Origin of the sequence: Arthrobacter sp. BL-252-APC-1A (assembly GCF_009696625.1) — a bacterium.
Taxonomy (GTDB): domain Bacteria; phylum Actinomycetota; class Actinomycetes; order Actinomycetales; family Micrococcaceae; genus Arthrobacter_B.
In genome coordinates this window covers 127886-151096 of record NZ_VULS01000006.1, presented here as the reverse complement: position 1 = coordinate 151096, position 23211 = coordinate 127886, and the positions used below count along the sequence as shown (strand labels likewise).

The 23211-nt window shown below is 66.2% G+C and carries 21 protein-coding genes; 3 read left to right on the top strand and 18 right to left on the bottom strand.

What is annotated here, in order from left to right; genetic code table 11:
- Positions 1-101: 101 nt before the first annotated feature.
- The 3 genes from FYJ28_RS11095 to FYJ28_RS11085 all read right to left on the bottom strand — a co-directional run bounded on the left by FYJ28_RS11095 (position 102) and on the right by FYJ28_RS11085 (position 5531).
- On the bottom strand, positions 102-3263 hold the full coding sequence (locus tag FYJ28_RS11095; RefSeq protein WP_154579314.1) for an AAA family ATPase: 3162 nt from the start codon (positions 3261-3263) through the stop codon (positions 102-104).
- Entirely contained in the window at positions 3260-4426 is a 1167-nt protein-coding gene (locus tag FYJ28_RS11090; protein ID WP_154579313.1) for an exonuclease SbcCD subunit D, read from the bottom strand. Before FYJ28_RS11090 ends, FYJ28_RS11095 begins: the two co-directional genes overlap by 4 nt.
- A 103-nt stretch (positions 4427-4529) precedes the next feature.
- Positions 4530-5531, bottom strand: coding sequence for an MIP/aquaporin family protein (locus FYJ28_RS11085; RefSeq protein ID WP_195840655.1), 1002 nt, complete (start codon positions 5529-5531; stop codon positions 4530-4532).
- Between the two features lie 191 nt (positions 5532-5722).
- Between FYJ28_RS11085 and FYJ28_RS11080 the strand changes: the two genes are divergently transcribed.
- Positions 5723-6811, top strand: coding sequence for an ADP-ribosylglycohydrolase family protein (locus FYJ28_RS11080; protein WP_326831669.1), 1089 nt, complete (start codon positions 5723-5725; stop codon positions 6809-6811).
- Positions 6812-6872: 61 nt separating this feature from the next.
- Here FYJ28_RS11080 and FYJ28_RS11075 read toward each other — a convergent pair whose 3' ends face one another.
- The 8 genes from FYJ28_RS11075 to clpS all read right to left on the bottom strand — a co-directional run bounded on the left by FYJ28_RS11075 (position 6873) and on the right by clpS (position 12929).
- Complete coding sequence (locus tag FYJ28_RS11075; protein WP_055239653.1) at positions 6873-7880, bottom strand: exonuclease domain-containing protein; 1008 nt, start codon at positions 7878-7880, stop codon at positions 6873-6875.
- Between the two features lies 1 nt (position 7881).
- Positions 7882-8568, bottom strand: a complete 687-nt coding sequence (locus FYJ28_RS11070; protein ID WP_154579311.1) for a DedA family protein — start codon at positions 8566-8568, stop codon at positions 7882-7884.
- 100 nt (positions 8569-8668) lie between these two features.
- Positions 8669-9316: an RdgB/HAM1 family non-canonical purine NTP pyrophosphatase gene (gene rdgB / locus FYJ28_RS11065; RefSeq protein WP_055239651.1), complete on the bottom strand. Its 648-nt coding sequence runs from the start codon at positions 9314-9316 to the stop codon at positions 8669-8671.
- A complete protein-coding gene (gene rph / locus FYJ28_RS11060; RefSeq protein WP_154579310.1) occupies positions 9313-10062 on the bottom strand; it encodes a ribonuclease PH in 750 nt (249 codons plus the stop codon). The genes rdgB and rph overlap by 4 nt, the downstream gene beginning before the upstream one ends.
- A gap of 10 nt (positions 10063-10072) precedes the next feature.
- A complete protein-coding gene (locus FYJ28_RS11055) occupies positions 10073-10957 on the bottom strand; it encodes an MBL fold metallo-hydrolase (RefSeq protein WP_082413291.1) in 885 nt (294 codons plus the stop codon).
- On the bottom strand, positions 10954-11928 hold the full coding sequence (gene murI, locus FYJ28_RS11050) for a glutamate racemase (protein WP_154579309.1): 975 nt from the start codon (positions 11926-11928) through the stop codon (positions 10954-10956). The genes FYJ28_RS11055 and murI overlap by 4 nt, the downstream gene beginning before the upstream one ends.
- 98 nt (positions 11929-12026) lie before the next feature.
- Positions 12027-12590, bottom strand: a complete 564-nt coding sequence (locus FYJ28_RS11045) for a DUF2017 domain-containing protein (RefSeq protein ID WP_154579308.1) — start codon at positions 12588-12590, stop codon at positions 12027-12029.
- A 30-nt stretch (positions 12591-12620) separates the two neighbouring features.
- Entirely contained in the window at positions 12621-12929 is a 309-nt protein-coding gene (gene clpS, locus FYJ28_RS11040) for an ATP-dependent Clp protease adapter ClpS (protein ID WP_055239648.1), read from the bottom strand.
- A 92-nt stretch (positions 12930-13021) separates the two neighbouring features.
- Between clpS and FYJ28_RS11035 the strand changes: the two genes are divergently transcribed.
- Together FYJ28_RS11035 and FYJ28_RS11030 are read left to right on the top strand one after the other, a co-directional pair.
- Positions 13022-14356, top strand: a complete 1335-nt coding sequence (locus tag FYJ28_RS11035; RefSeq protein WP_326831668.1) for a nicotinate phosphoribosyltransferase — start codon at positions 13022-13024, stop codon at positions 14354-14356.
- Complete coding sequence (locus FYJ28_RS11030; RefSeq protein ID WP_055239647.1) at positions 14353-14970, top strand: nicotinamidase; 618 nt, start codon at positions 14353-14355, stop codon at positions 14968-14970. Before FYJ28_RS11035 ends, FYJ28_RS11030 begins: the two co-directional genes overlap by 4 nt.
- A gap of 26 nt (positions 14971-14996) precedes the next feature.
- Here FYJ28_RS11030 and FYJ28_RS11025 read toward each other — a convergent pair whose 3' ends face one another.
- From FYJ28_RS11025 to FYJ28_RS10995, 7 genes are all read right to left on the bottom strand, one after another.
- On the bottom strand, positions 14997-16787 hold the full coding sequence (locus FYJ28_RS11025) for a DEAD/DEAH box helicase (RefSeq protein ID WP_326831667.1): 1791 nt from the start codon (positions 16785-16787) through the stop codon (positions 14997-14999).
- A complete protein-coding gene (locus tag FYJ28_RS11020) occupies positions 16784-18202 on the bottom strand; it encodes an MFS transporter (RefSeq protein ID WP_154579306.1) in 1419 nt (472 codons plus the stop codon). Before FYJ28_RS11020 ends, FYJ28_RS11025 begins: the two co-directional genes overlap by 4 nt.
- Positions 18203-18268: 66 nt before the next feature.
- Positions 18269-18571: a DUF3039 domain-containing protein gene (locus FYJ28_RS11015; RefSeq protein ID WP_055239644.1), complete on the bottom strand. Its 303-nt coding sequence runs from the start codon at positions 18569-18571 to the stop codon at positions 18269-18271.
- A gap of 28 nt (positions 18572-18599) precedes the next feature.
- Complete coding sequence (locus FYJ28_RS11010) at positions 18600-20177, bottom strand: transporter (RefSeq protein WP_154579305.1); 1578 nt, start codon at positions 20175-20177, stop codon at positions 18600-18602.
- The gene (locus FYJ28_RS11005) at positions 20159-21016 is read right to left on the bottom strand and encodes an ABC transporter ATP-binding protein (protein ID WP_082413288.1); all 858 of its coding nucleotides are present in this window, start codon (positions 21014-21016) and stop codon (positions 20159-20161) included. The genes FYJ28_RS11010 and FYJ28_RS11005 overlap by 19 nt, the downstream gene beginning before the upstream one ends.
- A gap of 115 nt (positions 21017-21131) precedes the next feature.
- Positions 21132-22079, bottom strand: a complete 948-nt coding sequence (bsh, locus tag FYJ28_RS11000) for a choloylglycine hydrolase (RefSeq protein WP_154579304.1) — start codon at positions 22077-22079, stop codon at positions 21132-21134.
- A gap of 177 nt (positions 22080-22256) precedes the next feature.
- The gene (locus tag FYJ28_RS10995; protein WP_055239641.1) at positions 22257-23204 is read right to left on the bottom strand and encodes a tetratricopeptide repeat protein; all 948 of its coding nucleotides are present in this window, start codon (positions 23202-23204) and stop codon (positions 22257-22259) included.
- Positions 23205-23211 lie beyond the last annotated feature (7 nt).

Below are 23211 nucleotides of genomic sequence, written 5' to 3'. Positions count from 1 at the left end.
AATACAGAATGATCCTAACCCGGACAGCACCGCCTCCGGGACGGTTCTCGCTGTCGGCGTACACAGCCTTTCCGGGAGGGGCATGGACGTCCGTGCGGGTCCTAGGCAGGCAGGGCTTCCGCAGCACGGTAACGGACAGTGGAACCGTTACGGCCCCTGGTGATCTGCAGCTGGGCGGCGATGCGCAGCTTCATTTCCGCCACGTGGCTTACGAGCCCAACTACCCGGCCGCCGTCGCGCAGCCCTTCCAGGGCATCCATGACCTGTTCGAGTGCCTCCTCATCCAGGCTGCCGAAGCCCTCATCAACGAAGAGGGTCTCCATGCTTGTTCCGCCCGATTCCTGCTGCACCACGTCGGCCAGGCCCAGCGCCAGCGCGAGGGACGCCATAAAGGACTCCCCGCCTGAAAGGGTCGAAGTATCCCTTCGGACCCCGGTCCAGTCATCGATCACGTGGAGTCCGAGTCCGGCACGCCGGTTTCCGGAACGTGAATCGTCGTGGACCAGCGAGTACCGCCCGGCAGTCATTGCCGCCAGCCGCTCGGTGGCAGCGGCCGCGACCTGTTCAAGCCGCGCAGCCAGCACATAGGTGCTGAGTGCCATCCGGTAGTTGTTCTCGCCGTTACCGCGGGCCGTGTCGCTCAGTGACTGCAGCAGCTCGTGCCTGCTGTGCAGCGGCTGGAGTTCTTCCTCGGCAACCGCCAGCTGGGCGCCGAGTTCCTCCAGCGTTCCGGCCGAGCCCTCCAGCTGCCCGATCTGCACTGCTCCGTCGGAAACTGCGCGGCGGGCAGCACCGGCGGCCTCGGACGCTTCTGCCACGTCTTCTTCGTCCGGCATTTGCTCAGGAGCGCCGTCGCTGTCCAGCGCCGCAAGCGCGTCCTCATTTTCACGCCGGAGGGCCAGCCGGGCTGCTTGGGCATCGAGGGCTTCGAGTTCCCGGCACAGGGCGCCTGCCTCGTCTGCGGGCAGGAGGGCTTTCCGGGCGGCAGCTGCATCGGCGAATTCCGTCCCGTCCAGCGCGTGGGCAAGCGAGGCTTCGGCTTCTTCCCTGAACACCGCTGCCTGCTGGAAACCCTGCAGGCCTGTCCTGGCTGAAGCCGTCAGACGGCGCACTGTCCGCAGACGTTCCAGCCGGTCCGAGAGCTCAGCGGTTTCGGTAAGCTCCGCGGAACCCCTGCGGGCAAGCTCTTCGATTTCTTCCTGAGCCGCCGAGGCACGGGCCTGCGCCTGGGCGGCTTCCTGCAGGAGGCCGGACCGTTTCTCGCCCAGCCTCCCCAATTCGGTTTCCACCTCCTGGAGGCGTTCTTCGGAAACGGCCAGGATCGCAGCCGCTTCCTCCGCGGCCCGCAGGTCTTCGGCGGCCTGGTCCCGCGCAATGCGGGATTCACCGGGGTCGGAGTCCCCGCCCTGCGCCTGCAGGGCGGCAGCGTGCGAAGCATCAGTTTCGGCAGCCGTGCGGGCGCCTTCCCAGGACCGTTCAGCGTTCCTGGCAGCGGTCCGGGCCGCGGACTCTTCTTCCCGGGTGACGAATTTTCCGTCCTCCGGGAGCGGTGCCGGGGACGGGTGGGCCTCACTGCCGCAAACGGGGCAGCCCTCCCCCGGTTCCAGACTGGATGCCAGTTCCGCTGCAGCCTGGTCCAGCCGCAGCTGCAGCAGGTTCTGCCATTCCTCCCGTGCGTCCTGGTACCGCTGCCGCGACAGTGCGGCCTTCTCTGCCGAGGCAGCCGCAGCGGCCTGCGCCTCGGTAAAGGCCTCGATCGCAGCCAGGACCTTGTCCGCGTCTTCCATCCGGCGGCGGGCGGGTTCAGTGCCGGCGGCCAGGGCCCTTAGCCGGGGAAGGTCTGTCCGCAGCGATTCCTGCTCGATCCGAAGTTCGTCCGCTTTCTCCTCCGCCGCTGCGGCTTCAGCCCGAAGGGAGGTTTCCCGGGAGCGTTCCCCGGCTGCCTGGCGGTCCAGGGCGGCGGCCCGTTCCGCGTCTGCCAGTGCGTTCTCAGCCGCCGTGGTTTCCTTGGCCGTGCGTTCTTCCAGGCCCTGAAGGGCATCGGCTTCGGGCAGCACGCTGCTCCCGCTGCCCTGGTACTCTGCGTCAGGAACCAGGTCTCCCAATCCGGCCGGACCCGCTGCTTTCCGCAATTCCGTGAGCGCTTCGACGGCGGCGGCAGCCGACTTCCCCGCGCCGGCCTCGGCCGACGCGAAAGCATCCAGGTAACCCCTGAGTCCTTCCGCCCGCGTATGTGACTCGAGGGCTGCCCGCTGCGGCAGGCTGGACGACTGCCTGCGGGCGAGCTCGCGTTCCTCAGCTTCGAGCTGCAGGACGGCGAGTCCGCGGGCACGCCGTGCTTCAAGTTTGTGCAGGAATGCCTCGGCGTCGGCAAGCGTCACGGTCCGCACGGCCTGCGCTGCCTTTAGCGTGGAAAGGTGCCCGGCAAGGGCCTCCCGGACCGTTCGGAGCCAGTCCGAACCGGTCTCGGCTCTTTGGCTGGGCGGTACAGCCGCTGCCGTCTGCGCGTCCGCTGCCTCCGCGGTATCCCCGGCCGCAGCCTGGACCAGCTCCTGGGGATCTTCCCTGCCCAGCAGCTTCGCGCAACGCGCAGCCTCGTTGCGGGCCTGGGCACGGAGCAGGTCCACTGATGTCTGTGCCTGGGCCAGCTCAGCCTTTGCGTCATCAGCCTGGAGCTTGAGTTCACGTTCGACTTCCTCGTAATGCCAGGTACCGAACAAACGCTGCAGAAGCTCTGCCCGTGACGTGACATCGGCACGGAGGAAGGCGGCGAAATCACCCTGCGGCAGCATCACCACGCGGGTAAACTGCTCGCGGCTCATACCGAGCAGCTGCTGGATCTCCGCTGCTGCCTCATCGTTGCGGGCAGTCTTCTGCACCCACTCGCCGTCTACCTGTTCGCTGAGCAGCGTCTTGGCCTGTTCGGTTACCGTACCCCTGGCACTGCCCGCACGTTTGGCCGGCCGTTCCCACTGCGGGCTGCGGACAACGGTAAACCGCCGTGGTCCGGCGCTGAACTCAAGCACCACTTCCGGCGGGACCCCTGGAGCAGCATGGTCGCTGCGCAGTTTCCGGGCTTCCTGGCGCGCGCCGGGCACGGCCCCGTAAAGCGCGAAACAGATCGCGTCGAGGACGCTGGTCTTCCCGGCGCCCGTGGGACCGTTGAGCAGGAACAGGCCCTGGGCACCGAGCTCGTCGAAGTCGATTTTCTGGCGGTCAGCGAAAGGGCCGAAGGCCTGCATCTCCAGGCGGTGGATCCTCATTTGGCCACCTCAGCAGCGTTCACCTTGCGGAGGACTTCAGCAAACAGATCCTTTTCCTCCGGGGCGGCTTCGCGTGAACGGACGTGGTCCAGGAATCCACAGCAGACATCGAGGTCGTCCGTTGCCTTCGCCAGACGCTGGCTGTAACTCTCATTGACTCCGCGGGAGCCGGAAGCGGGTTCGAAGGAAAGCACCAGGGTGCCGGGGAACCGGGACCGGATCCGTTCCATGGCCCGGGCCGGACGTGAATCGTCCGTCAGAGTGACCTGGCACCAGGCATCTTCAGCATCCGTGAGACCTGGATCTGCCAGCAGGCCCTCCAGCGTTCCCCGGAGGATCTCCAGCCGTTTTGGTGCTGTCCAGGGGACCGGCGTGACGGAGCGCAGACCCTCACCCCCAAGATCCACCAGGAGTCCGCCCTTGGACTGCCTGGCTTCGGAGAAGGAATAGGGCAGCGGCGAGCCGCAGTACCAGACGTTCGGAGCGAGTTCCTGCCTGCCGTGCAGGTGGCCAAGAGCCGCATACGTGAAACCGCTGAAGAGATCCAGCGGCACGGCTCCCACACCGCCCACGGTGAGGTCCCGTTCGCTGTCCGACGTGATGCCGCCGGAAGCAAAGGTATGCGCCATGACCACCGGCTGGACCGGGTGCCCTGCTTCCCTGCGCTCGGACACGTCCTGGCGGATGCGGTTCAGGGCTTCGCCCAGCACTGCGGCGTGCGTCGGGGAAATATCCTTGCCAAGTTCGGGCGCAGCAAGCCGCGGCTCAAGATAGGGAATGCCGTACACGGCAACTGTCGAACTGCCCGTCTCCAGCAGAACAGGAGAGGTGATCCCGGCAATTCCGGTTCGCAGGTGCACTCCGCCCTGTTCAAAGATCCGTCCGCCGAAACCCAGGCGCGCGGCAGAATCATGGTTTCCGCTGGTGAGCACCACACGCGCGCCGGCAGCCGTGATTGAAGCAAGGGCCTCATCCAGCAGACCCACCACATCCACGCCCGGCAGCGCGCGGTCGTAGACGTCACCGGAGATGAGGACGGCGTCAACGTTCTCTTCCCGGACGGTTGCCAGCAGCTGGTCAAGGAAGGAGCGCTGGGCCTGAAGCATCCCCACACCGTGGAAGGAACGGCCCAGATGCCAGTCGGACGTGTGCAGGATTCGCATACCAATAAAACTACCGCCCGCCGGTGACACCCCATCGCCAGACCCATGTCTGAACGGGAAATGTCACCGGCGGGCGGTCAGCATCCGTGCCGAAGGCCGGCAATCAGCTGCGGGGACGGCCGTTAGGATCGTCGCCGTCAGCGTCTGCAGAACCGGACTCCGGTGCCTTGCCGGGCTCCCCGGACTCGAAGAAACCGCGGGCATCGGCGTCGTCTGCAGCGGTGTGCCGGACATCGTGTTCGCTGCCTGCTGCCGCTGAGGCCCCGGAAGCGGCCTCGGCTGCCGCGTCTTCGTCCTCAGCCAGGAGCTCGTCGTCTTCAATGATTGCCACGACGGCCGGTGCCGCGTAATCCATGCTGCGGTAGATCAGCCCGGTGATGGCTGCACCCAGCAGCGGTGCGGCCCAGAACAGCCACAGCTGTTCCAGCGCCCACGGCTCGGCGAAGACAGCAACTGCGGTGGAGCGGGCCGGGTTGATGGAGCCGCCCGTGATGGGAACCAGGAAGGTCAGCAGGGCCGCGTAGGTGACGCCGACGGCGAAGGCACCGGCAGCGGAAGCCAGGCGGCTTCCGGCACCGAGGAAGACGGCGGTCAGCAGCGCCGCTGCAATAACCTCAGTCAGCAGTGCTCCGGCTACCGGGAACTGCGTTGCTGAGTGTTCACCAAAACCGTTGGCCACGGCGGCGAAGAACGGCTGGGTTTCGGGAATCTGCGGGTGACCGGTCATGGAGACCCACAGAATCAGTGCCGCAAACAGGGCGCCGACGAGCTGCGCCACGATGTAGGGCACCACGGACTTCCAGGAGGTACGGCCGGCCAGCGCGCTGCCAATGGTGATGGTGGGCAGGAAGTGGCCCCCGGAGATGTATCCGAAAGCGATCATCGCCGCTGCCAGCACCAGGCCGAAGGCGAGCGGGGCAGACAGCCCGCCGGACGGGTTGAAGAAGGAGACTCCCAGGCCTGCCAGCACCAGCAGGAAGGAACCCGCCGCTTCGGCGACGCTGCGGCCCAGGAGCCCGTAGGAGCGCAGGGACGTGATCGTTGTGCCCTCGGTCTCAACAGCTGCGGCGCGGGCGCCGGCTGGGAAATGTGGCTCTGCAGTCATGAAGGTGTGGTTCCTTGTCAGTTGGTGAAAACGGGTGTACCTCATGCGGACCCGCTGCGCACGCGAAACGTGCAGCGGACGCACAAACACCCCAGCCTTCCACCGGTTCCTGTGAGGCTGCTGGGTGCGCACTGAGCATACACTTGCTGCTCCGCACAGGGACCTGGCCCGCCGCGACCTATGCTGGAACAGTGAATAATTCCGCTGCCCTGCCCCCGGTTGATCCATCCAGTTTCCGCTCGAAGGTCCACGGCTGCCTTCTGGGCGGCGCGTTGGGCGATGCCCTGGGCTACGCGGTTGAATTCGATTCCGCTGAAGGCATCCGGGCGCGGTTTGGGCCGTCCGGACTCACCGGCTTTGACCAGTTGGAACTGCCCGCCCCCGTTTCCGACGATACCCAGATGACGCTGTACACCGTTGACGGCCTGGTTGAAGTCCTGCAATGGGCCAATGACGGCGTTGGCGCGGACGAGACGGCCTGCCTCTGGCTGGCCTACCTCCGCTGGCTCAAGACCCAGGGCGAGGCCCTGCCCGTAAACGCACCGGACCAGCCGGACCGCTGGATCGACGGGCAGGAAGTCCTGCACCACCGCCGCGCGCCCGGCAATGCCTGCCTTTCGGGGCTGCTCACCGGAGAAATGGGGACCCGCAAGCGGCCGGTGAACCCGGATTCCAAGGGCTGCGGCACCGTGATGCGGTCAGCACCGTTCGGGCTGCTCCCCTATGTTGCCGCGGAGACCGTCTACAAGTTCAGCGCCGACGGCGCGGCCCTGACACACGGGCATCCTTCGGCCCTGCACAGTGCCGCCGTGTTCAGCACCCTCATCCATGATCTGCTGCCGGCGGATGCCACCCTGCAGGCCGCCGCGGCCAACGCCGTCGAACGTGCCGCAGCCAGTGGGGTCCCTGAACTGGCCCAACGCCTCGAAGCCGCCGTGGCGCTCGCTTCGGAGGACCTGGCCGGGCAGTCCCGTCCTTCGCCGGAACGCCTCAAGGCGGCACTCGGTGAAGGCTGGGTAGCGGAGGAAGCCCTCGCCATTGGTCTCTACGCCGCGCTGGCAACAGCAGATGCCGGTTCACCGGAACAGCATTTCCGCAAGGCTGCTGCGCTGGCGGTAAATCACGACGGCGACAGCGACTCCACTGCCTCAGTCACCGGAAACATCCTCGGAGTGCTCTACGGCCGGGAGGCCATGCCTGCAGAGTGGGCCGCCGCCATCGATGCCCGGGTAACCGTGGAGAAGATGGCCGAGGCCCTGCTGGGCGTCACGGTCGGCTAACTCTCACCCCTGGCTCAAGGTGCCGGAAGAGAAACCGGGCGAAGCACGGTATTCGTACGGCCTACTGGCTGCCCACAGGCCAGGTGCCGCCGATCATCTGGAGGAACTCAGCCTCGGACAGCACTTCAATCCGCTGCCCGCGTTCATGCAGTTCCAGTACGCGGCGGGCCTTCCCGGTGACCCGCCCGTTGCGCAGGTCACCGGCCTCGAAGCCGTCGCCCACCACCAGCACGGTGGTGGCACGCGTAACGTTGCTGGCCGGGCGCGCACCCAGCTCCGCGGCGCGGTCCTTCGCGTTTTGACGGGGCATCCCGAGGTTTCCGGTAAAGACGATGGTCTGGCCGTAAAGGGGATGTCCCGGCTGTGCCGCCGGGTTCGGGGGCGGGTTTACGCCTTCGGACGGCCAGCCGCCAAACGATGAACCAGCAGTGGCAGCTGTACCGGTTCCGCGCTCCAGCGCGTCCCGTGTGGCTTTGGACAGCTCGTCCAGGCCAGGGCGGTACGCCGGGGCATGGTTAGGGCGCAGGCCCTGCAGCGCGAAGTACTCTGCCAGACTGCCGGCCCCTGAGCGCGCAACAATATCGATCATGATTCCGGCACATGCCCGGGCATCTGCGGTTGCGTCGTGGTGGTGTTCCAGCGGGACGCCGGCGGCCTCGGCCACGAACGGCAGCGAATGTGAGGGCAGGGAGTACGTGCGGCGGGAAAGAACAACCGTGCACGCGTAGTCGTAGGCGGGTCCGGCCAGGCCGGAAACCTCCAGGGCGGAGCGAATCACGCCCAGGTCGAACGCGGCATTGTGGGCCACGAGGAGGTCATCCCCTATGAACGCGCCGATCTCTGGAAACAGTTCCCCGAAACGCGGCTTGTCCGCCACCTGGTGTTCCTCGATGCCGTGGATCCGGGTGTTGCGCCGGTCGAAGAAGTCATGGCCCTCCGGTGGCCGCATCAGCCAGGAGGCTTCCTCGACGATCCGTCCCCCGCGGACTTTGCTCAGCCCAACGGAGCAGGGTGATCCGCGGAATCCATTGGCTGTTTCAAAGTCGATGGAGGTGAAATCCACTCCCACGTCAGGACTCTTCGGCCGCGCGCTGGGCCTTCCTCCGCCGGTAGGACCGGATCTTCGTGGTGAGGTACCAGATGCCGCCGACAAGAACTGCGGCAATCACGATCTTCTGGAAAATTCCGGCGTACTCCTCCACGATGTGCCAGCTTTCACCCAGGAAAAAGCCGGAGAACACGAAGATTGAATTCCAGATCAGGCTGCCCGCGAAGGTGAGGCCGAGGAACTTGAGCGTGGGCATTTTCTCGATGCCCGCCGGTATTGAAATCAGGGACCGGAAAATCGGAATCATCCGGCCGAAGAACACCGCTTTGTAGCCGTGCCGGTTGAACCACGCCTCTACTTTGTCGACATCTTCGATGTCCACCAGCGGAACCTTGGCGACGATGGCCCGCATCCGGTCACGTCCCAGCCAGGCTCCCAGGCCATAAAGCGCCCACGCGCCCAGAAGTGAACCGAGCGTGGTCCAGATCAGCGCCTCAACCAGGGAGAAGTTGCCCTGGCTGGCTGCGAAACCGGCCAGCGGAAGGATTACTTCACTGGGAAGCGGCGGAAAGAGGTTCTCGAGTGCGATTGCCAGGCCGGCACCAGGGGCGCCGATCGCCTCCATGATGTCCACGGCCCACTGGGCGACCCCTCCCAGGGCCGATTCGGAGCTGGCAGGGTCAACGGAGGCGCTGGTCAGGATACTCATATCGGAACCAATTGTGCCCTATCCCCCCGCGGGGCAAGAACGAAGCGGGCCGCCCGGGACCGGCTCCGCAGGGCCCGCCGGCCTCAGCCAGTGGCGTATTTCACGTCAGTTGCTCGGGTTCAGACCCCGCCAGCACCCGGACAATGGCCGGAAGCAGTGCCCGGAAAGCCTGGCCCCGGTGGCTGATGGCGTTCTTCTCCGGCCCGGAGAGCTCCGCACAGCTGCGCGTCTCGCCGACCGGCTGCAGGATCGGATCGTAGCCGAAACCTCCGCTCCCCCGCGGCTGCGCCAGCAGGGTTCCCCGCAGCTCACCGTGCTCTACGACATCTTGGCCGCCCGGCACTGCCAGCGCAGCTGCACAGATAAAGGCAGCACCCCGGTGTTCCGGGCCGATATCGGCCAGCTGTGCCAGCAGCAAATCGAGGTTTGCCTGGTCGTTGCCGTGCACCCCGGACCAGCGGGCCGAGAAGATGCCGGGCGCACCGCCCAGGACGTCCACTGACAGCCCGGAGTCATCGGCGATGGCGGGCAGTCCGGTGGCCGCTGCCACGGCGCGTGCCTTCAGCAGGGAATTCTCTTCGAACGTGACTCCCGTTTCGGGAACGTCGGGCACGCCGGCAGCGGCGGCGTCGATCACCTGGGTGTCGACGTCGAGTCCTTCGATCCGTCCGCGCAGCAGTTCGCGCAGTTCCCTCAGTTTTCCGGCGTTGCGGGTGGCAAGCACCAGCCGGGGCCCGGGGGCGGTCACTGGCCTGCGAGCGTGCGCCGCTGGATATCGGCCAGCTCAGAGGTGCCGAGCAGTGCCAGGTCCAGCAGTGCATCGAGTTCGGCGCGGTCGAACGGAGCTCCTTCGGCGGTGCCCTGCACCTCCACGAACTTGCCGCTGCCGGTCACCACCACGTTCATGTCGGTCTGCGCCCGGACGTCTTCCACGTACGGCAGGTCCAGCATCGGCACGCCGTCAATGATGCCGACGCTGACCGCAGCCACGGTATCCAGCAGAGGTTCGGCGTTCCGTGCCACCAGCTTGTTCTCTTTGGCCCAGGCCAGCGCGTCCGCAAGGGCCACATAGGCGCCCGTAATGGCCGCCGTGCGGGTGCCGCCGTCGGCCTGCAGGACGTCGCAGTCCAGGACTACGGTGTTCTCGCCCAGGGCACGGGTGTCGATGACCGAGCGGAGGGAGCGTCCGATGAGCCGGGAGATTTCGTGGGTGCGTCCGCCGATCTTGCCCTTGACCGATTCGCGGTCATTGCGGGTATTCGTGGCCCGCGGCAGCATCGCATATTCAGCGGTGACCCAGCCCTTGCCTTCGCCCTTGAGCCAGCGGGGAACTCCGGGCGTGAGGGAGGCAGTGCACAGCACGCGCGTGCTGCCGAACTCGATCAGTGCCGAGCCCTCGGCCTGGCTGGACCAGCCGCGGGTAATGCTGATGCTGCGGAGCTGGTCAGGGGTGCGGCCGTCGGCACGCAGGGCAGGCGAAGAAGCTGTAGTCATGCGCCCCAGTCTATCGGCCGCTTACCGGACGTCCTTCCGAGGGGTGGCCAAGGGGCGGGGAGAGCCGTTCGACGGCGAGCGGCGGAACAAACGCGGTGCCCACATCATAGGAAACACCGGCGACGGCGACGGCGAGGTCTCCGCTGTAGGTTTCCCTTGCCTCGGCGACGGCCCTGTTCGCGTCGTTCCAGACCGGCAGGTGGGTCAGCAGCAGGCGGCGGGCGCCGGCAGCAGTGGCAGCGGCCCCGGCACGCTTGCCCGTCAGGTGCACACCGGCAATCGCGTCGTCGCGGCCTTCATGGAATGCGGCTTCGCAGAGGAACACGTCAGTGTCCCGCGCAGCTTCCTCCAGCCCGGGGCAGGAATCTGTATCCCCGGAATAGGCCAGGGTACGGATTACCTCGGTGCCGTCCTTGGCAGGCACCGCTGCTTCCACCCGAAGCGCATAGGCTTCCTCCGCCGGGTGGGACACGGGGTACGGGGTCACCGTAAACGGTCCGATCCGGACAGGGACGCCGGCGGTCCAGGACAGGAACTCGAAGTCCTCATGCATACCCGGTTCCGGGTCCAGGCCGTAGGCAACCGCGATCCGGTCCGCGGTGGCCTCCGGGCCGTATACCTTCACGCGGTCCCGGTTCCAGCCATTGGGGTCCCAGTGCACGGCCACGTGCAGCCCGCAGAGATCCATGAAGTGGTCCGGATGCAGGTGAGTGATGAGGACAGCGTCGATGTCCTTGATGTCCATGTAGCGCTGAAGCGTGCCGAGTGAGCCGTTGCCCAGGTCCAGGAGGATGCGCCAGTCCCGTTCGCCGTCATTGGCGGTAACGAGGTAGCAGGAGGCGGGCGAGGCCGGGCCCGGGAAGGAACCCGAACAGCCCACGATTGTCAGTTTCACCGGGCACCGTTCCCCAGGGCCGCGCCGGCTGCCGGCAGACCGGCCTGGGCACGCGCGGCAGCGATCATTTCGGGAGTGATTCGTGCCAGTACCCCCGTGGGATACCTGGCAGCAACCGAGTCTGCGTGCTCCACGCGCACCACTTCGGGTCCGAGGAACCGGCGGGCAAGCAGCTCGAAGGATTCCGCGTCTCCGGTGGCAACGAAGCGATGCCGCGGCGGCACCCCTGCCCCGCGCTGCAGTCCGTGGGTGAGCAGTGCCTTGTAGACGTCCTTCGCGGTTTCCTCCGCACTGGAAACCAGCGTGACGTTCTCACCCATCACGTAGGAGATAACGCCGGTAAGCAGTGGATAGTGGGTGCAGCCCAGAACCAGGGTGTCAACGCCGTCGTCCTTCAGCGGTGCCAGGTATTTTTCCGCCGCCTCAAGGAGTTCGGGTCCGGCGGTAACTCCGGCTTCCACATACTCGACGAACGCGGGGCAGGCCACTGAGGACACCGTCAGGTGCGGGGCTGCCGCGAACGTGTCGTCGTAGGCCCTTGAGCTCACCGTCGCGGCGGTGCCAATCACGCCGATGCGTCCGGACCTCGTCGCAGCGACAGCCCTGCGGACGGCCGGCTGGATGACTTCGATGACGGGGATTCCGTAGCGGCCGGTGTAGCGCTCGCGGGCATCGCGCAGGACGGCGGCCGAAGCGGAGTTGCAGGCAATCACCAGGAGCTTGACGCCGGCGTCCACCAGTTCATCCATAACGCCCAGTGCGTAGGCCCGCACGTCGGCGATCGGCAGCGGGCCATACGGTCCGTGTGCCGTGTCTCCGACGTAGAGGATGGATTCGTTTGGCAGCTGGTCAATCACGGCACGGGCAACCGTCAGGCCACCAACTCCCGAATCGAAAATTCCGATCGGTGCGTCAGTGGTCTTCGGCAGGTCGTCCTTCAGCGGCGAAGTACCCGGATGGTCAGAGCTCATGATGTATTGACAATAGTCCCCGGCCCGGACAGGGCGCACCCGGGAATCCGTGGTCTTGGTCACAATTGCCGCTGCCGGGGCCGCTGCCGTGCGGACCGTCAGCGCCGGGGCAGGCTGTCCAGCAGGGCCTTCATCAGGGTTTCCTGCAGCCAGGTGACGAAGTTGTAGACAAGGGCCAGGTACTCGTCGACGTTCTGCGCATCACCCGGCTCCGTGATGTCATGCAGGGCCTCTGCATCCTCATCCGTTTCAAGTCCCAGCCGGGATCCAAGCACCAGGCGCACGTCGTTCAGGGCCTGGGCGAAATGACGGGCCTGTGCCGGGTCCAGGTTCAGCGGGCTGGATTCAAGGGCCAGGGAGGCGGCCCGGAGCGAGCCGATTTTCCCTTCCCTCAGGGAACGTTCGGTGAGCCGCCGAAACTCGAGGGCATCGGCGTCGTTCTCCCGAACCGCGTCGGGCAGCAGCCGCAGCATTGCCGGATCCCCGGGGACCTCGGCACTGGCGTCCAGGCCCACCATGGCTGCCAGCGGATCCTCATGGGCGGCAGACTCCGGTTCCAGCATGGTTGTGACGTCGGAGAACAGGCCGCGCAGCAGTGAGCGCTCCCCCGGCTCCAGTTGGGCGGTGATTCCCTTGCGGGTGAGCTTGAATCCGGTAGCCAAAGCGACCTTTCCTGTGGTGTGCGGGCCTGGTTAGGACTGGTCGGCCTTCTGGAACGTTGCCCAGAGACCGTAGGAGTGCATTGCCAGGGTGTGTCGTTCGGCTTCTTCGCGGGGGCCGGTGGCCACTACCGACTTGCCGTCGTTGTGGACCTGGAGCATCAGCTGGTTGGCCTTCGCCTCCGAATAGCCGAAGTAGCTTTGGAAGACGTAGCTGACGTAGCTCATCAGGTTTACCGGATCATTCCAGACGATCACGACCCAGGGCACATCGGTGGCAGTCTGCTCTGCAGTCCGGGAGTCGGTCTGTGTCCCGGTGCCCGGGAGGGTGGCTACGCTCATGGTGCCAATTGTAGTTTGGCCCGCCGTGCGGGTGCGGCCAACAGGTGAGCGGGTGCGGCGCAGGCCGGGGACGGCGGGTTAGAGTTTTGGGTGTGAACGCTACCACCGCGTGGCAGCAGCCAAATGCTGCCCTGTACACCGACCACTACGAACTGACCATGCTGCAGGCCGCCCTGCACGCCGGGACCGCCGAGAGGCGCTCAGTGTTCGAGGCCTTCGCCCGGAAGCTGCCGGATGGACGGCGCTACGGGATAGTCGCCGGCACCGGCAGGCTGCTCGAGGCACTGGGCAGTTTCCGTTTCGAGGAAGCCCAGCTGGATTTCCTCGGGTCCACCGGCGTCGTGGATGACCGGACGCTGGCCTGGCTGGCCGATTTCCGTTTCACCGGCACCATCACCGGGTACGCGGAAGGGGACGTGTACTTCCCCGGATCCCCCATCCTGCAGGTCGAAGCCAGCTTCGGTGAAGCCTGCATCCTTGAGACCCTGATCCTGTCCGTGCTCAACCATGACAGTGCGATTGCCTCCGCCGCTTCCCGGATGACCAGCGCCGCCGGGGGCCGTCCGTGCATTGAAATGGGCTCGCGCCGCACCCATGAAGAAGCCGCCGTCGCCGCCGCACGTGCGGCGTTCATCGCCGGGTTCGACAGCACCTCCAACCTGGAAGCCGGGCTTCGCTACGGCATCAAGACCGTCGGCACCGCAGCGCACTCCTTCACGCTGCTCCATGACTCGGAGATGGATGCGTTCAGGGCCCAGACCGCTTCGCTGGGACTCAATACCTCCCTGCTCGTGGACACGTACGACGTCGAACAGGGCGTCCGCAATGCCGTTGCCGTTGCCGGGCACAAGCTGGGCGGCGTCCGGCTGGACTCCGGTGACCTGGTGGCCCAGGCCCAGTGGGTCCGCGAGCTGCTGGACGATCTCGGGAACACGTCGACCCGGATCATGGTGACCTCAGACCTGGATGAATACGCCATTGCAGCCCTGGCTTCCGCGCCCGTGGACACCTACGGCGTCGGCACATCCCTGGTGACGGGTTCCGGTGCCCCCACTGCGGGGCTGGTGTACAAGCTGGTCAGCCGGGAAGGCTCGGACGGCAACTTCGTCTCCGTTGCCAAGGCCGCGAAGAACAAGGCTTCCCTGGGCGGGCGCAAATACGCCCTCCGCCGCCTGAACGAACGCGGCCGCGCCGTGGCGGAGGTAGTCGGCGTCGGCGCCCGTCCGGCAAACGACGGCGATGACCGCGAGCTGCTGGAGACCTTCGTCTCCGACGGCGTTGTACAGGAAGGCTGGACCGGGCCGGAGGCTGTCACCCGCGCCCGTGCCCGGCACGATGCTTCGCTGGTTGAACTGCCGGCGCCTGCTTACCGCCTGCAGCGCGGCGAGCCTGTGATCCCGACCGAATTCGAGGAGGAAACCCGATGACCCGTGCACTGATTGTGGTTGACGTCCAGAACGACTTTTGTGAGGGCGGTTCCCTGGCCGTGCCGGGAGGCAATGACACCGCTGCGGAAATCAGCGACTACATCGAGACCTCACGGGACCGGTACGCCGTCGTCGCAGCAACCCAGGACTGGCATATTGAACCCGGCAGCCATTTCTCCGACAATCCGAACTTCCGGGATTCCTGGCCGGTGCACTGCGTGGCAGGGACCCACGGAGCCGCACTGAACCCGGACCTGGACACGGAGTTCATCGACGCGTATTTCCGCAAAGGGCAGTACGAGGCCGCCTACTCCGGTTTCGAAGGGCTTCTGGCCCCGGATGTCGAAGTTCCGCTGGGCGACCCCGACGCGGAGCCGGAGCCGGACGAGGACGCCGTCAGCCTGGACGACTGGCTGCGGGACAACGGTGTGGACGAAGTGGTGATCGTAGGCCTGGCCACTGATTACTGTGTGAAGGCAACGGCACTGGACGCCGTGGCCGCCGGCTACGCCACCTACGTCATTCCGGAGCTGTGCCGCGGGCTGGACAAGGTGGACGTCCTGGCGGCCCTTGATGAACTTGAGGATGCAGGGGTCGAGCTGCTCGACCTCTAGCTCCTCCACCACATCGAAAGGGCGGGCTACTTGCGGCCGATGAACCAGTCCTGCAGCTTGGCCAGCCGCTTCTGGAGCTGTTCCTCGTTCGCCTGCGCCACGGCCGGGCCGCCGCAGATCCGGCGCAGCTCCGAATGCACCACACCGTGCGGCATGCCGGACCGGGCCGACCAGGCGGAGACGTTCTTGGCCAGCTGCGCCCGCAGTTCCGTCAGGTGCCGGTGGTCCGCCACGGACGGCAGCTCCTCCGGGACCGTTTCCTCGGTTCTTTTGCGCCCGCGCCGGGTGAGCTGTTCCTGCTGGCGCTGACGCAGCAGCATTGTCACCTGGTCCGGGTCCAGCAGTCCGGGGATGCCCAGGAAGTCCAGCTCGTCCTCGCTGCCCAGCTCGCCCCCGGTACCGAACTCGCCCCCGTCGAAGAGCACCCTGTCGAAGGACGCCTGCGATTCCAGGGCCTCGAACTTCTGCTTCTGCAGCTCGCCGGAGGCTTTTTCCTCCCGGTTGGCTGCTTCCATCAGCGAATCGTCCAGGCCGAATCCCTCTTCTTCGAGGTGGTTCTCGGGCCGGTCCAGGGCGTGGTCACGCTCCAGTTCCATCTCATTCGCGAGGATCATCAGGTGCGGCACGGAGGGCAGGAAGACCGACGCCGTTTCGCCCCGCTTCCTGGCACGCACAAAGCGTCCCACAGCCTGGGCGAAGAAGAGCGGCGTCGCGGTGGAGGTGGCATAGACCCCGACGGCGAGGCGCGGCACGTCCACGCCTTCGGACACCATGCGCACGGCGACCATCCACCGCTGGGTGCCCGCCGAGAACTCATCGATCTTGTCCGAGGCTTTCGCATCGTCAGACAAAATCACCGTGGGTGACTCCCCCGTGATCTTCTTCAGCTGCCCTGCGTAGGCACGGGCGTCCTCGTGGTCCGTGGCGATGACCAGTCCGCCGGCGTCGGGAACGGCACGCCGGACTTCGCTGAGCCGCCTGTCGGCAGCTGCCAGGACCGCGGGGATCCACTCCCCGGCAGGGTTCAGCGCGGTGCGCCAGGCGTGGGCGGTGATGTCCTTGGTGACGGCTGCCTCACCGAGGGAGGCCGCCATCTCTTCGCCGGCGCTGGTGCGCCAGCGCATCTGTCCGGAGTAGGCCATGAACATCACCGGACGGACGACGTGGTCCTTCAGTGCCTGGCCGTAGCCGTAGGTGTAGTCAGCCTTGGACCGCCGGATCCCGGCACCGTCCTCGATGTACTCCACGAAGGGAATTGGCGCTGTATCGGATCGGAACGGCGTACCGGTCAGGGCCAGCCGCTTCGTCGCCGGTTCGAAGGCTTCACGGATTCCGTCGCCCCAGGACAGGGCGTCTCCGCCGTGGTGGATCTCATCCAGGATCACCAGGGTACGGGCTGCCTCCGTCTTGGCACGGTGGAGCATGGGTTTGCTTGCCACCTGGGCGTAGGTAACGGCTACACCAATGAAGCCGTGGCCGTGTCGGCCGTCGGCATTCTTGAAGTTCGGGTCCAGTGCCAGCCCGACGCGTGCTGCGGCATCCGCCCACTGGCGCTTGAGGTGGTCCGTGGGAGCAACCACAGTGATCCGGTTGACGATTCCGCGGTCAACCAGCTCGGTTGCCACACGCAGGGCGAACGTCGTCTTGCCTGCGCCCGGAGTAGCGACGGCGAGGAAATCGCTGTCATTCTTGGCGAAGTACTTTTCAAGGGCTTCTGCCTGCCATTGGCGCAGCTTCGGGGCTGTTCCCCAGGCTGCCCGTTCCGGGTAGGCAGGGGGCAGCGCCGGTCCGCCGCCGAACAGGGTATCGGGACTCACGCTTGGGAATGCACCTTTCCGGTACTTGGTCTAACACTTGCACTGCGGATGCCCGCAGCTGTTCCAATCACGGCAAAAGCCGCGAGGGCCAGCCACATCAGGGCATATCCGGATTCCTGGCCCACAGGTTCACGCTGTACCAGTACGGCGAGCAGCACTCCCCCAACGGTGGTGCCGGCCACGGCACCCACCTGGTCGGCGAGCTGGAGCGACGCCGAGTTCTGCCCCCGGTCCGCTGCCGAGGACGCGTCCAGGACCAGCACGGAGGTACTGGACAATGCCGCACCCATGGCCACGCCTGCCAGCGACCAGACAGCCACCAGGAGCCAGAAGGGCGCCTGCGCGCCGGCCATCAGTCCGGTACCGCCAATGGACAGGGTCAGCAGGCCCGAACCGCCTGCCAGGAGCAGGTGGCGCCGGTCACCGGGTACCCGGGCCTGCAGGAAGGATCCAATGGCCCAGCCTACCGCGCCGGCGGTCAGCGCGATTCCGGCCGTGGCCGGGCTCACGCCGTAAACGGCAAGGAGCATAACCGGCATAAAGGCTTCTGCTGCCACGAAAGCAGCGTTGATCAATCCGCGTGTCGCCACCACTGACGGAAGGCCCCTCCGCAGCCACAGTGTCCCCCGCGGAAGCAGCACGGCCAGGGCTGCCACTGCTGCCAGGACACCCGCGGCCGTAAGGACTCCGAGGAAGACGGACCCTGCAGCAGCGGCTTCGTTCCCGGCCCACTGCGCCGCGAAGACGCCTCCGGCCAGGAAAAGACCCCAGACCGCGCGCCTGCGGCCCAGCGCCCGGTCAAGATCCGGGCTGTCCGGCGGCCCGAGATGGCGCACCCGAGGCCAGACCAGCGCAGCGGCGATCAGGACAATTGGAATGGCGACGGCGAAAACCCACCGCCAGCTGGCGTACTGTGCCAGCAGTCCCGCTGCGAGCGGGCCCACCATGGAAGGCAGGATCCAGGCAGTGGCCACCCAGCCGAAAATCACCGGCTGCAGCTTCGATGGATAGACCTGCCCGATGATTACGTACAGCGCCACCACCATGGCACCGCTGCCGAGTCCTGACACGGCCCGTCCGGCCGTTACCAGCCAGAACTCACCGGCCGCCGCAGAAAGCACCAGCCCGGCGATCAGCAGGGCCATGCCGGTGATCAGCGACCTGCGCGGACCTTCAACGTCGCACCGGGATCCGGCCAGCACCGACCCGAGCAGGGAAGCGGTCAGGAACATGGAAAAGGCAAGGCCGTAGCCCGCACCGGCACCGAGGTCAGCGCCGATCACGGGCATCGCCGTCGTGACTGCCATGGCTTCGAACGCCACGCAGGTGACGATCGCGATCACACCAAGGGTCAGCGGCCGGAACGCAGCGGACATCGCGCCCTCACGCCGGTCCGCGGGCAGGGGCTCACTCATAAGGGCATCAGGACTTACTGCCGCGCCAGGATGCGACGGCGACGAAGGGCTGGGAGGTGCAGCGGCTTATTTGTCGCCTTTGTCCTTGCCGGGGCGCAGGCCTTCGTAGATTTCCTTGCAGGTGGGGCAGACCGGGAACTTCTTCGGGTCCCTGCCCGGGGTCCAGACCTTGCCGCAGAGGGCAATGACCGGTTCACCGGACAGGGCCGATTCCATGATCTTTTCCTTGCGCACGTAATGCGAGAACCGTTCCGCGTCACCGGGCTCAACCAGTTCGCGCTGTTCTTCACGCTCGATGACTGCGGTGGAGGAACCGCTGTCGGCCCGGCGCATGGGATCGGATTCGAAGGGATCAGGAGGCAGAGTCATGCCCCCATCTTAGTACTGCGGGGTGGAGCTACTTGTTGACCGAAACAGCCAAAAGAACCTCCGGCGCACGCCGGTCCAGCCACTTGCCGCCAATCCGGATACCGGCGATCATGGCCGCCGAGCCGTACAGCACTCCCAGCACCAGAGTGACCCAGCCCCACCAGCCGCCCGCGCCGAACGTATACAGTGCCGCAGGGACCAGCAGGGGCAGCGCGATCACGAACTGCACTGCAAGCCAGAGGAACTGGACCAGCATGGTGCGTCCCGTGGAACCCGGAGGGGTCTTGAAGGCGTTCTCCCCCGGCAGCGGCACGTTGTAGGTGTAGCGGGCAGAGAACACACTCGAGAGCCCCAGCCCGCTCAGCAGCAGTCCCAGCGAGAGCCCGAGAAGAACCGGTATGGCTTCCGGCTGACCAATCAGCACCGGCGGCACCACCGCTGCCGCCAGCGTGGCAGGAAGGGCGAAGACTGCGCAGGCAATTGCACGGCCGGCCCGGTCTGCTGTCCCGGAGACCCCGGTGGAAATGTGGAGGGCAAAGGCGGTGTTGTCGTAGGAGATGTCCGCCGAGATGCCGAACGCGAGCAGGAAGGCCACCAGCGGGCCGAGGCCAAGCACCACCGGAGGGATTCCCTCTCCGCCCTGGATGCCGGTGAAGACCAGCACTACGACAAGCGCCGGAATGATGATCAGGGAAGCGCCGTAGCGGGGATCCCGGATCCAGTACGTGAGTGCACGCGCGGCGACGGCGCCGGTGGGTGTTGCCGGGAATCGGGCAAAGAAGCCCAGCTTACCGGCGCCCCGGCGGGCAGTCGCGTTGTGTGCCGGCGTAACCAGCGCACGGGCCAGCAGGACTTTCCAGGCCCAGGTGATCAGCGCCAGGAAGGCGGCGGCGATCACGAATCTCGCGGCGGCTGCTCCGGGATTTCCCATTGCGATATCCCCCGGGATGGCCCACGCGGCCCCAAAGGGAGTCCAGGCGAGTCCGTCCGCCAGATCAGCCAGGAAGTTCCCTGACGCTGAAAACGCCGTGGCCATCGTCCCGAAAATGGGGCCAATCAGTACCAGCGGCACGATGGCGATCAGGCCCGCGACGTCCTTGAACCGCCGCGAACTGGCAAGCGACGTTGTGGCGGCGACAGTCATCCTGGCCAGGACAACGCAGGACATCACAGCGATGAGTGCCGCCGGGATTCCCGCCAGCACGGCAGCAGGGTGTGCCCACCAGGAAAAGGCCTGTGCCAGGGAAGCGAGCAGCGTGATGAGTCCGGGGATGCCGATCAGTGATCCGAGCGCCAGACCGGTGAGCATCTGGGGCATGGGGATCGCGAAGGTCACGAAGCGTGCGGGGTCGAGGGTCATGTCGACGCCGGTGGCGAGAAGCGGAACGAGCCCCCAGCCGAGCAGCAGTGCCGACCCCGCCAGGATGACGACGGTGCGCGCCAGGGCGGGATCGCTCATTCCAAGGAAAAAGAGCGCACCGATCAGGAGGGTCAGGATTCCGATGCCGTAGAGCGCCCCGAAGACGATGCCGACGATCTGCCAGGGACTGCGTCGCAGTGAGTTGCGCAGCAGGATGAGTTTGAGCTTTAGGAGGTACGCAACCATGAGAGGCCCTCCGAGGTGCTGCGGCCGCCCACCAGGTTGACGAAGGTCTCTTCCAGGCTCTGTCCGCCACGGACTTCGTCCACGGTCCCGGCCGCGAGGACGTTCCCGGCCGCGACCACGGCAACGTGGTCACACATGCGCTGCACCAGGTCCATAACGTGGCTGGAAACAATGACCGTTCCGCCGGAGGAGACGTAGTCCGCCAGGATGTCCCGGATGTTCGCTGCGGAGACCGGGTCCACGGCCTCGAAGGGCTCGTCCAGGACCAACAGCCGCGGAGCATGGATCAATGCCGATGCCAGTGCGATCTTCTTGGTCATGCCGGCTGAGTAGTCCACCACCAGGGTGCCTGCGTCGGCAGAGAGGTCAAGCGCACGCAGGAGGTCCGCTGTCCGCTCGGCCACGGTGTCCCGGTCCATTCCGCGCAGCAGTCCGGCGTAGGTCACCAGCTGTTCGCCGGTCAGCCGGTCGAAGAGCCGCACCCCGTCGGGAAGCACGCCCATAAGCTTCTTGGCAGCGAGAGGCTGCTCCCAGACATCCACACCGTGGACCCAGACCTGGCCGTAATCCGGGCGCATCAGTCCGGTCGCCATGGACAGGGCAGTCGTCTTTCCCGCACCGTTGGGGCCAACCAGGCCGTAGAAGGACCCGGCAGGCACGTCAAGGTTGATGCCGTTGACGGCGATCTTCGCTCCGAAGCGCTTGGCCAGTCCGCGGATTGCAAGGGCGGGTACGGCTTGTGCGGCTGCCGAGGGCGCCTGCTCCGCGGGTGTCGAAACGGAAGGGTCGGGCTGCTGGTTCCCTCCGGGCATTGCGGAAGGATCAGGTGTTTGGCTCATACCTGAAATCTAGCAACCTGGAGCCTTGCGGCCATCCATCTTGCGGACGAAATCCGCAAAATTAAGATGTGCGCCGCACCCACCGCGCGGACTAGGGGCCCTGTGGAGGCTCCGGTTACAACACCAGCAGGTCCGTCCCGCCGGAGGGATGGTCTGCCATCGACACGGAATGGACTGAGGGGTCTTCATATGTGTTCCAGTAATAACTGTTGGTCCGGGAGGAGAACAGGCCGGTGTAAATAGTTTTCTCGAACTCGCCCGATCCCATGGCCGCGCTGCCCTCCACCATCGCGACCTGCTGCAGCGTGTGGAACGCCCGGCTGACATTCTCTTCCTCGGTGTCCTTGCCCGGGTAATGCGCGTGGACGTACGCCGCACGTACGAACCGCGACGGAGAGTAGTAGTCCCCCGGAATTCCCCGCATAAGGGAACCTGACCCGAACGGCACCAGGTCGGCCCGATTGAGCACAACCTTCTCGGGATAGTCAGGCGAAGCGCTGAGGTAGTTGCGCAGGTTCTCGTGGTGCCAGCCAAAACCTGGCTGGTTCGTCAGGACGTCAACGTCGTCCTGGAAGACGTGCATGCCGTCGCTGGTGTATTCCACGACTATCGCGCGCGTCGAATCCCCGATGATCCAGTGCAGCAGGGAGCTCGGGTACTTCTCGTTGATCGGCTTGTCCACAATGACTACCTGGCCGAGGGCAGCCTCGACCTCGTCAACGCTGGCAAACTGCGAAGCAACCCAGAGCGGAAACTCGAAGGCGGCAACGTTCACGGCACCGTCCGCCGGTTCCGCCGCGTAGTCCGCGTATCCCGGGAAGTTGAGGCCTGCGACGGCCAGGCCCGCGTCGTTGCCGCAGTCGAAGTACAGCGGTGTGTCTTCTTCCACGATTCCCATGCCGATCACGGCGTGGCGGATCCGGGGCACTGCACCAAACGGAGACCGCGTCGCGTACCCCGTGGGAGTCAGCACCACGCGTTCCCCGTAGCCTGCCGTCCAGTCCAGGTTCCGCGCCAGATAGAGGTTTCCGCTGCCGTCAGAGAATCTGATGCCTGTGCACATTTGGTACTCTCCTGTCCCGGCGGGCCCGGAATCGGGTTCCGCCTGTCCCTATGTCCTGGGCCGGGCCGGATCCAGGACCGGCGAGGCTGCCTGTCCCCCTGCGCTGCCCGGCTGTTTCAGCTTAGGCCTGCGCAGGAGGTTGCGGCAGAGGGTGGGGACCGGAAAGCCCGGATAGTCCTAGAACAGAGCCCGGGCCAGAGCCGAGCGGGCCTTGGTCACACGGGGATCGGCCGGTCCCGCAATCTCGAAAAGGTCCAGCAGGCGCACGCGGATGCGTTCCCGGTCCTCCCCGAAGGTGCGGCTGATCAGCCGGATCAGCCGGTTGAAAGCGTCCTCAACATGGCCGCCGGACATGTCCAGGTCCGCCACGGCAAGCTGGGCATCCACGTTGTCCGGTTCCTGAGCGGCGGCAGAGCGGAGCGCCTCAGCATCTGCGTCCCTGAGCCGCTGCATCAGTTCAACCTGTGCCAGCCCGGCTTTTGCGTCAGCATCAGCGGGCTGCTCCGCCAGGGCTTTCCGGTAGGCGGCCGCAGCGCCGTCGTAGTCCCCTGCAACGATCGCGTCGTAGGCTTCCTGGTGCAGCGGCGGGAGCGGCGCCTCTTCCTCGGCAGCGGCACCGCCTTCTCCGAGACTCCCGCTGACGCCGTTGGCCTCGGCCACCTGCATGAGTTCGGTAATGAGCGCCCGGATCTGCTCCGCCGGAACTGCACGGTCCAGGAGCGGGACCGGCTGGCCCTTGATGACGGCGGCGACGGTGGGTACCGACGCTGCCTGGAATGCCTGGGCGATCTGCGGGTGGGCATCAACGTCAACGTTGGCCAGGAGCACCTTTCCCCGCCGTCCTGCAGCTTCCTGCTCCAGCACGGCCGTAACCTCGGCGGATTCCGGACTGCGGGCCGAGTACAGGTTCACGATCACCGGAACGGTCGCCGAAAGCTGCACCACCTGCGGGAAGGTCTGCTCTGAAACCTCCACCACATAGGAAGAGCCGCCTGCGCCCTCTCCCCCGGCCGGTGCCGGTGCGGCCGGAGGAGCACTGGCCCGGTTCTTGAGTGCGGAAAGGTCCACTGCTCCCCGAAGGTTCATGGAGGGTGCAGGCGCAGGGCGGTGGTTCGGTGTACTCATGGCCTCA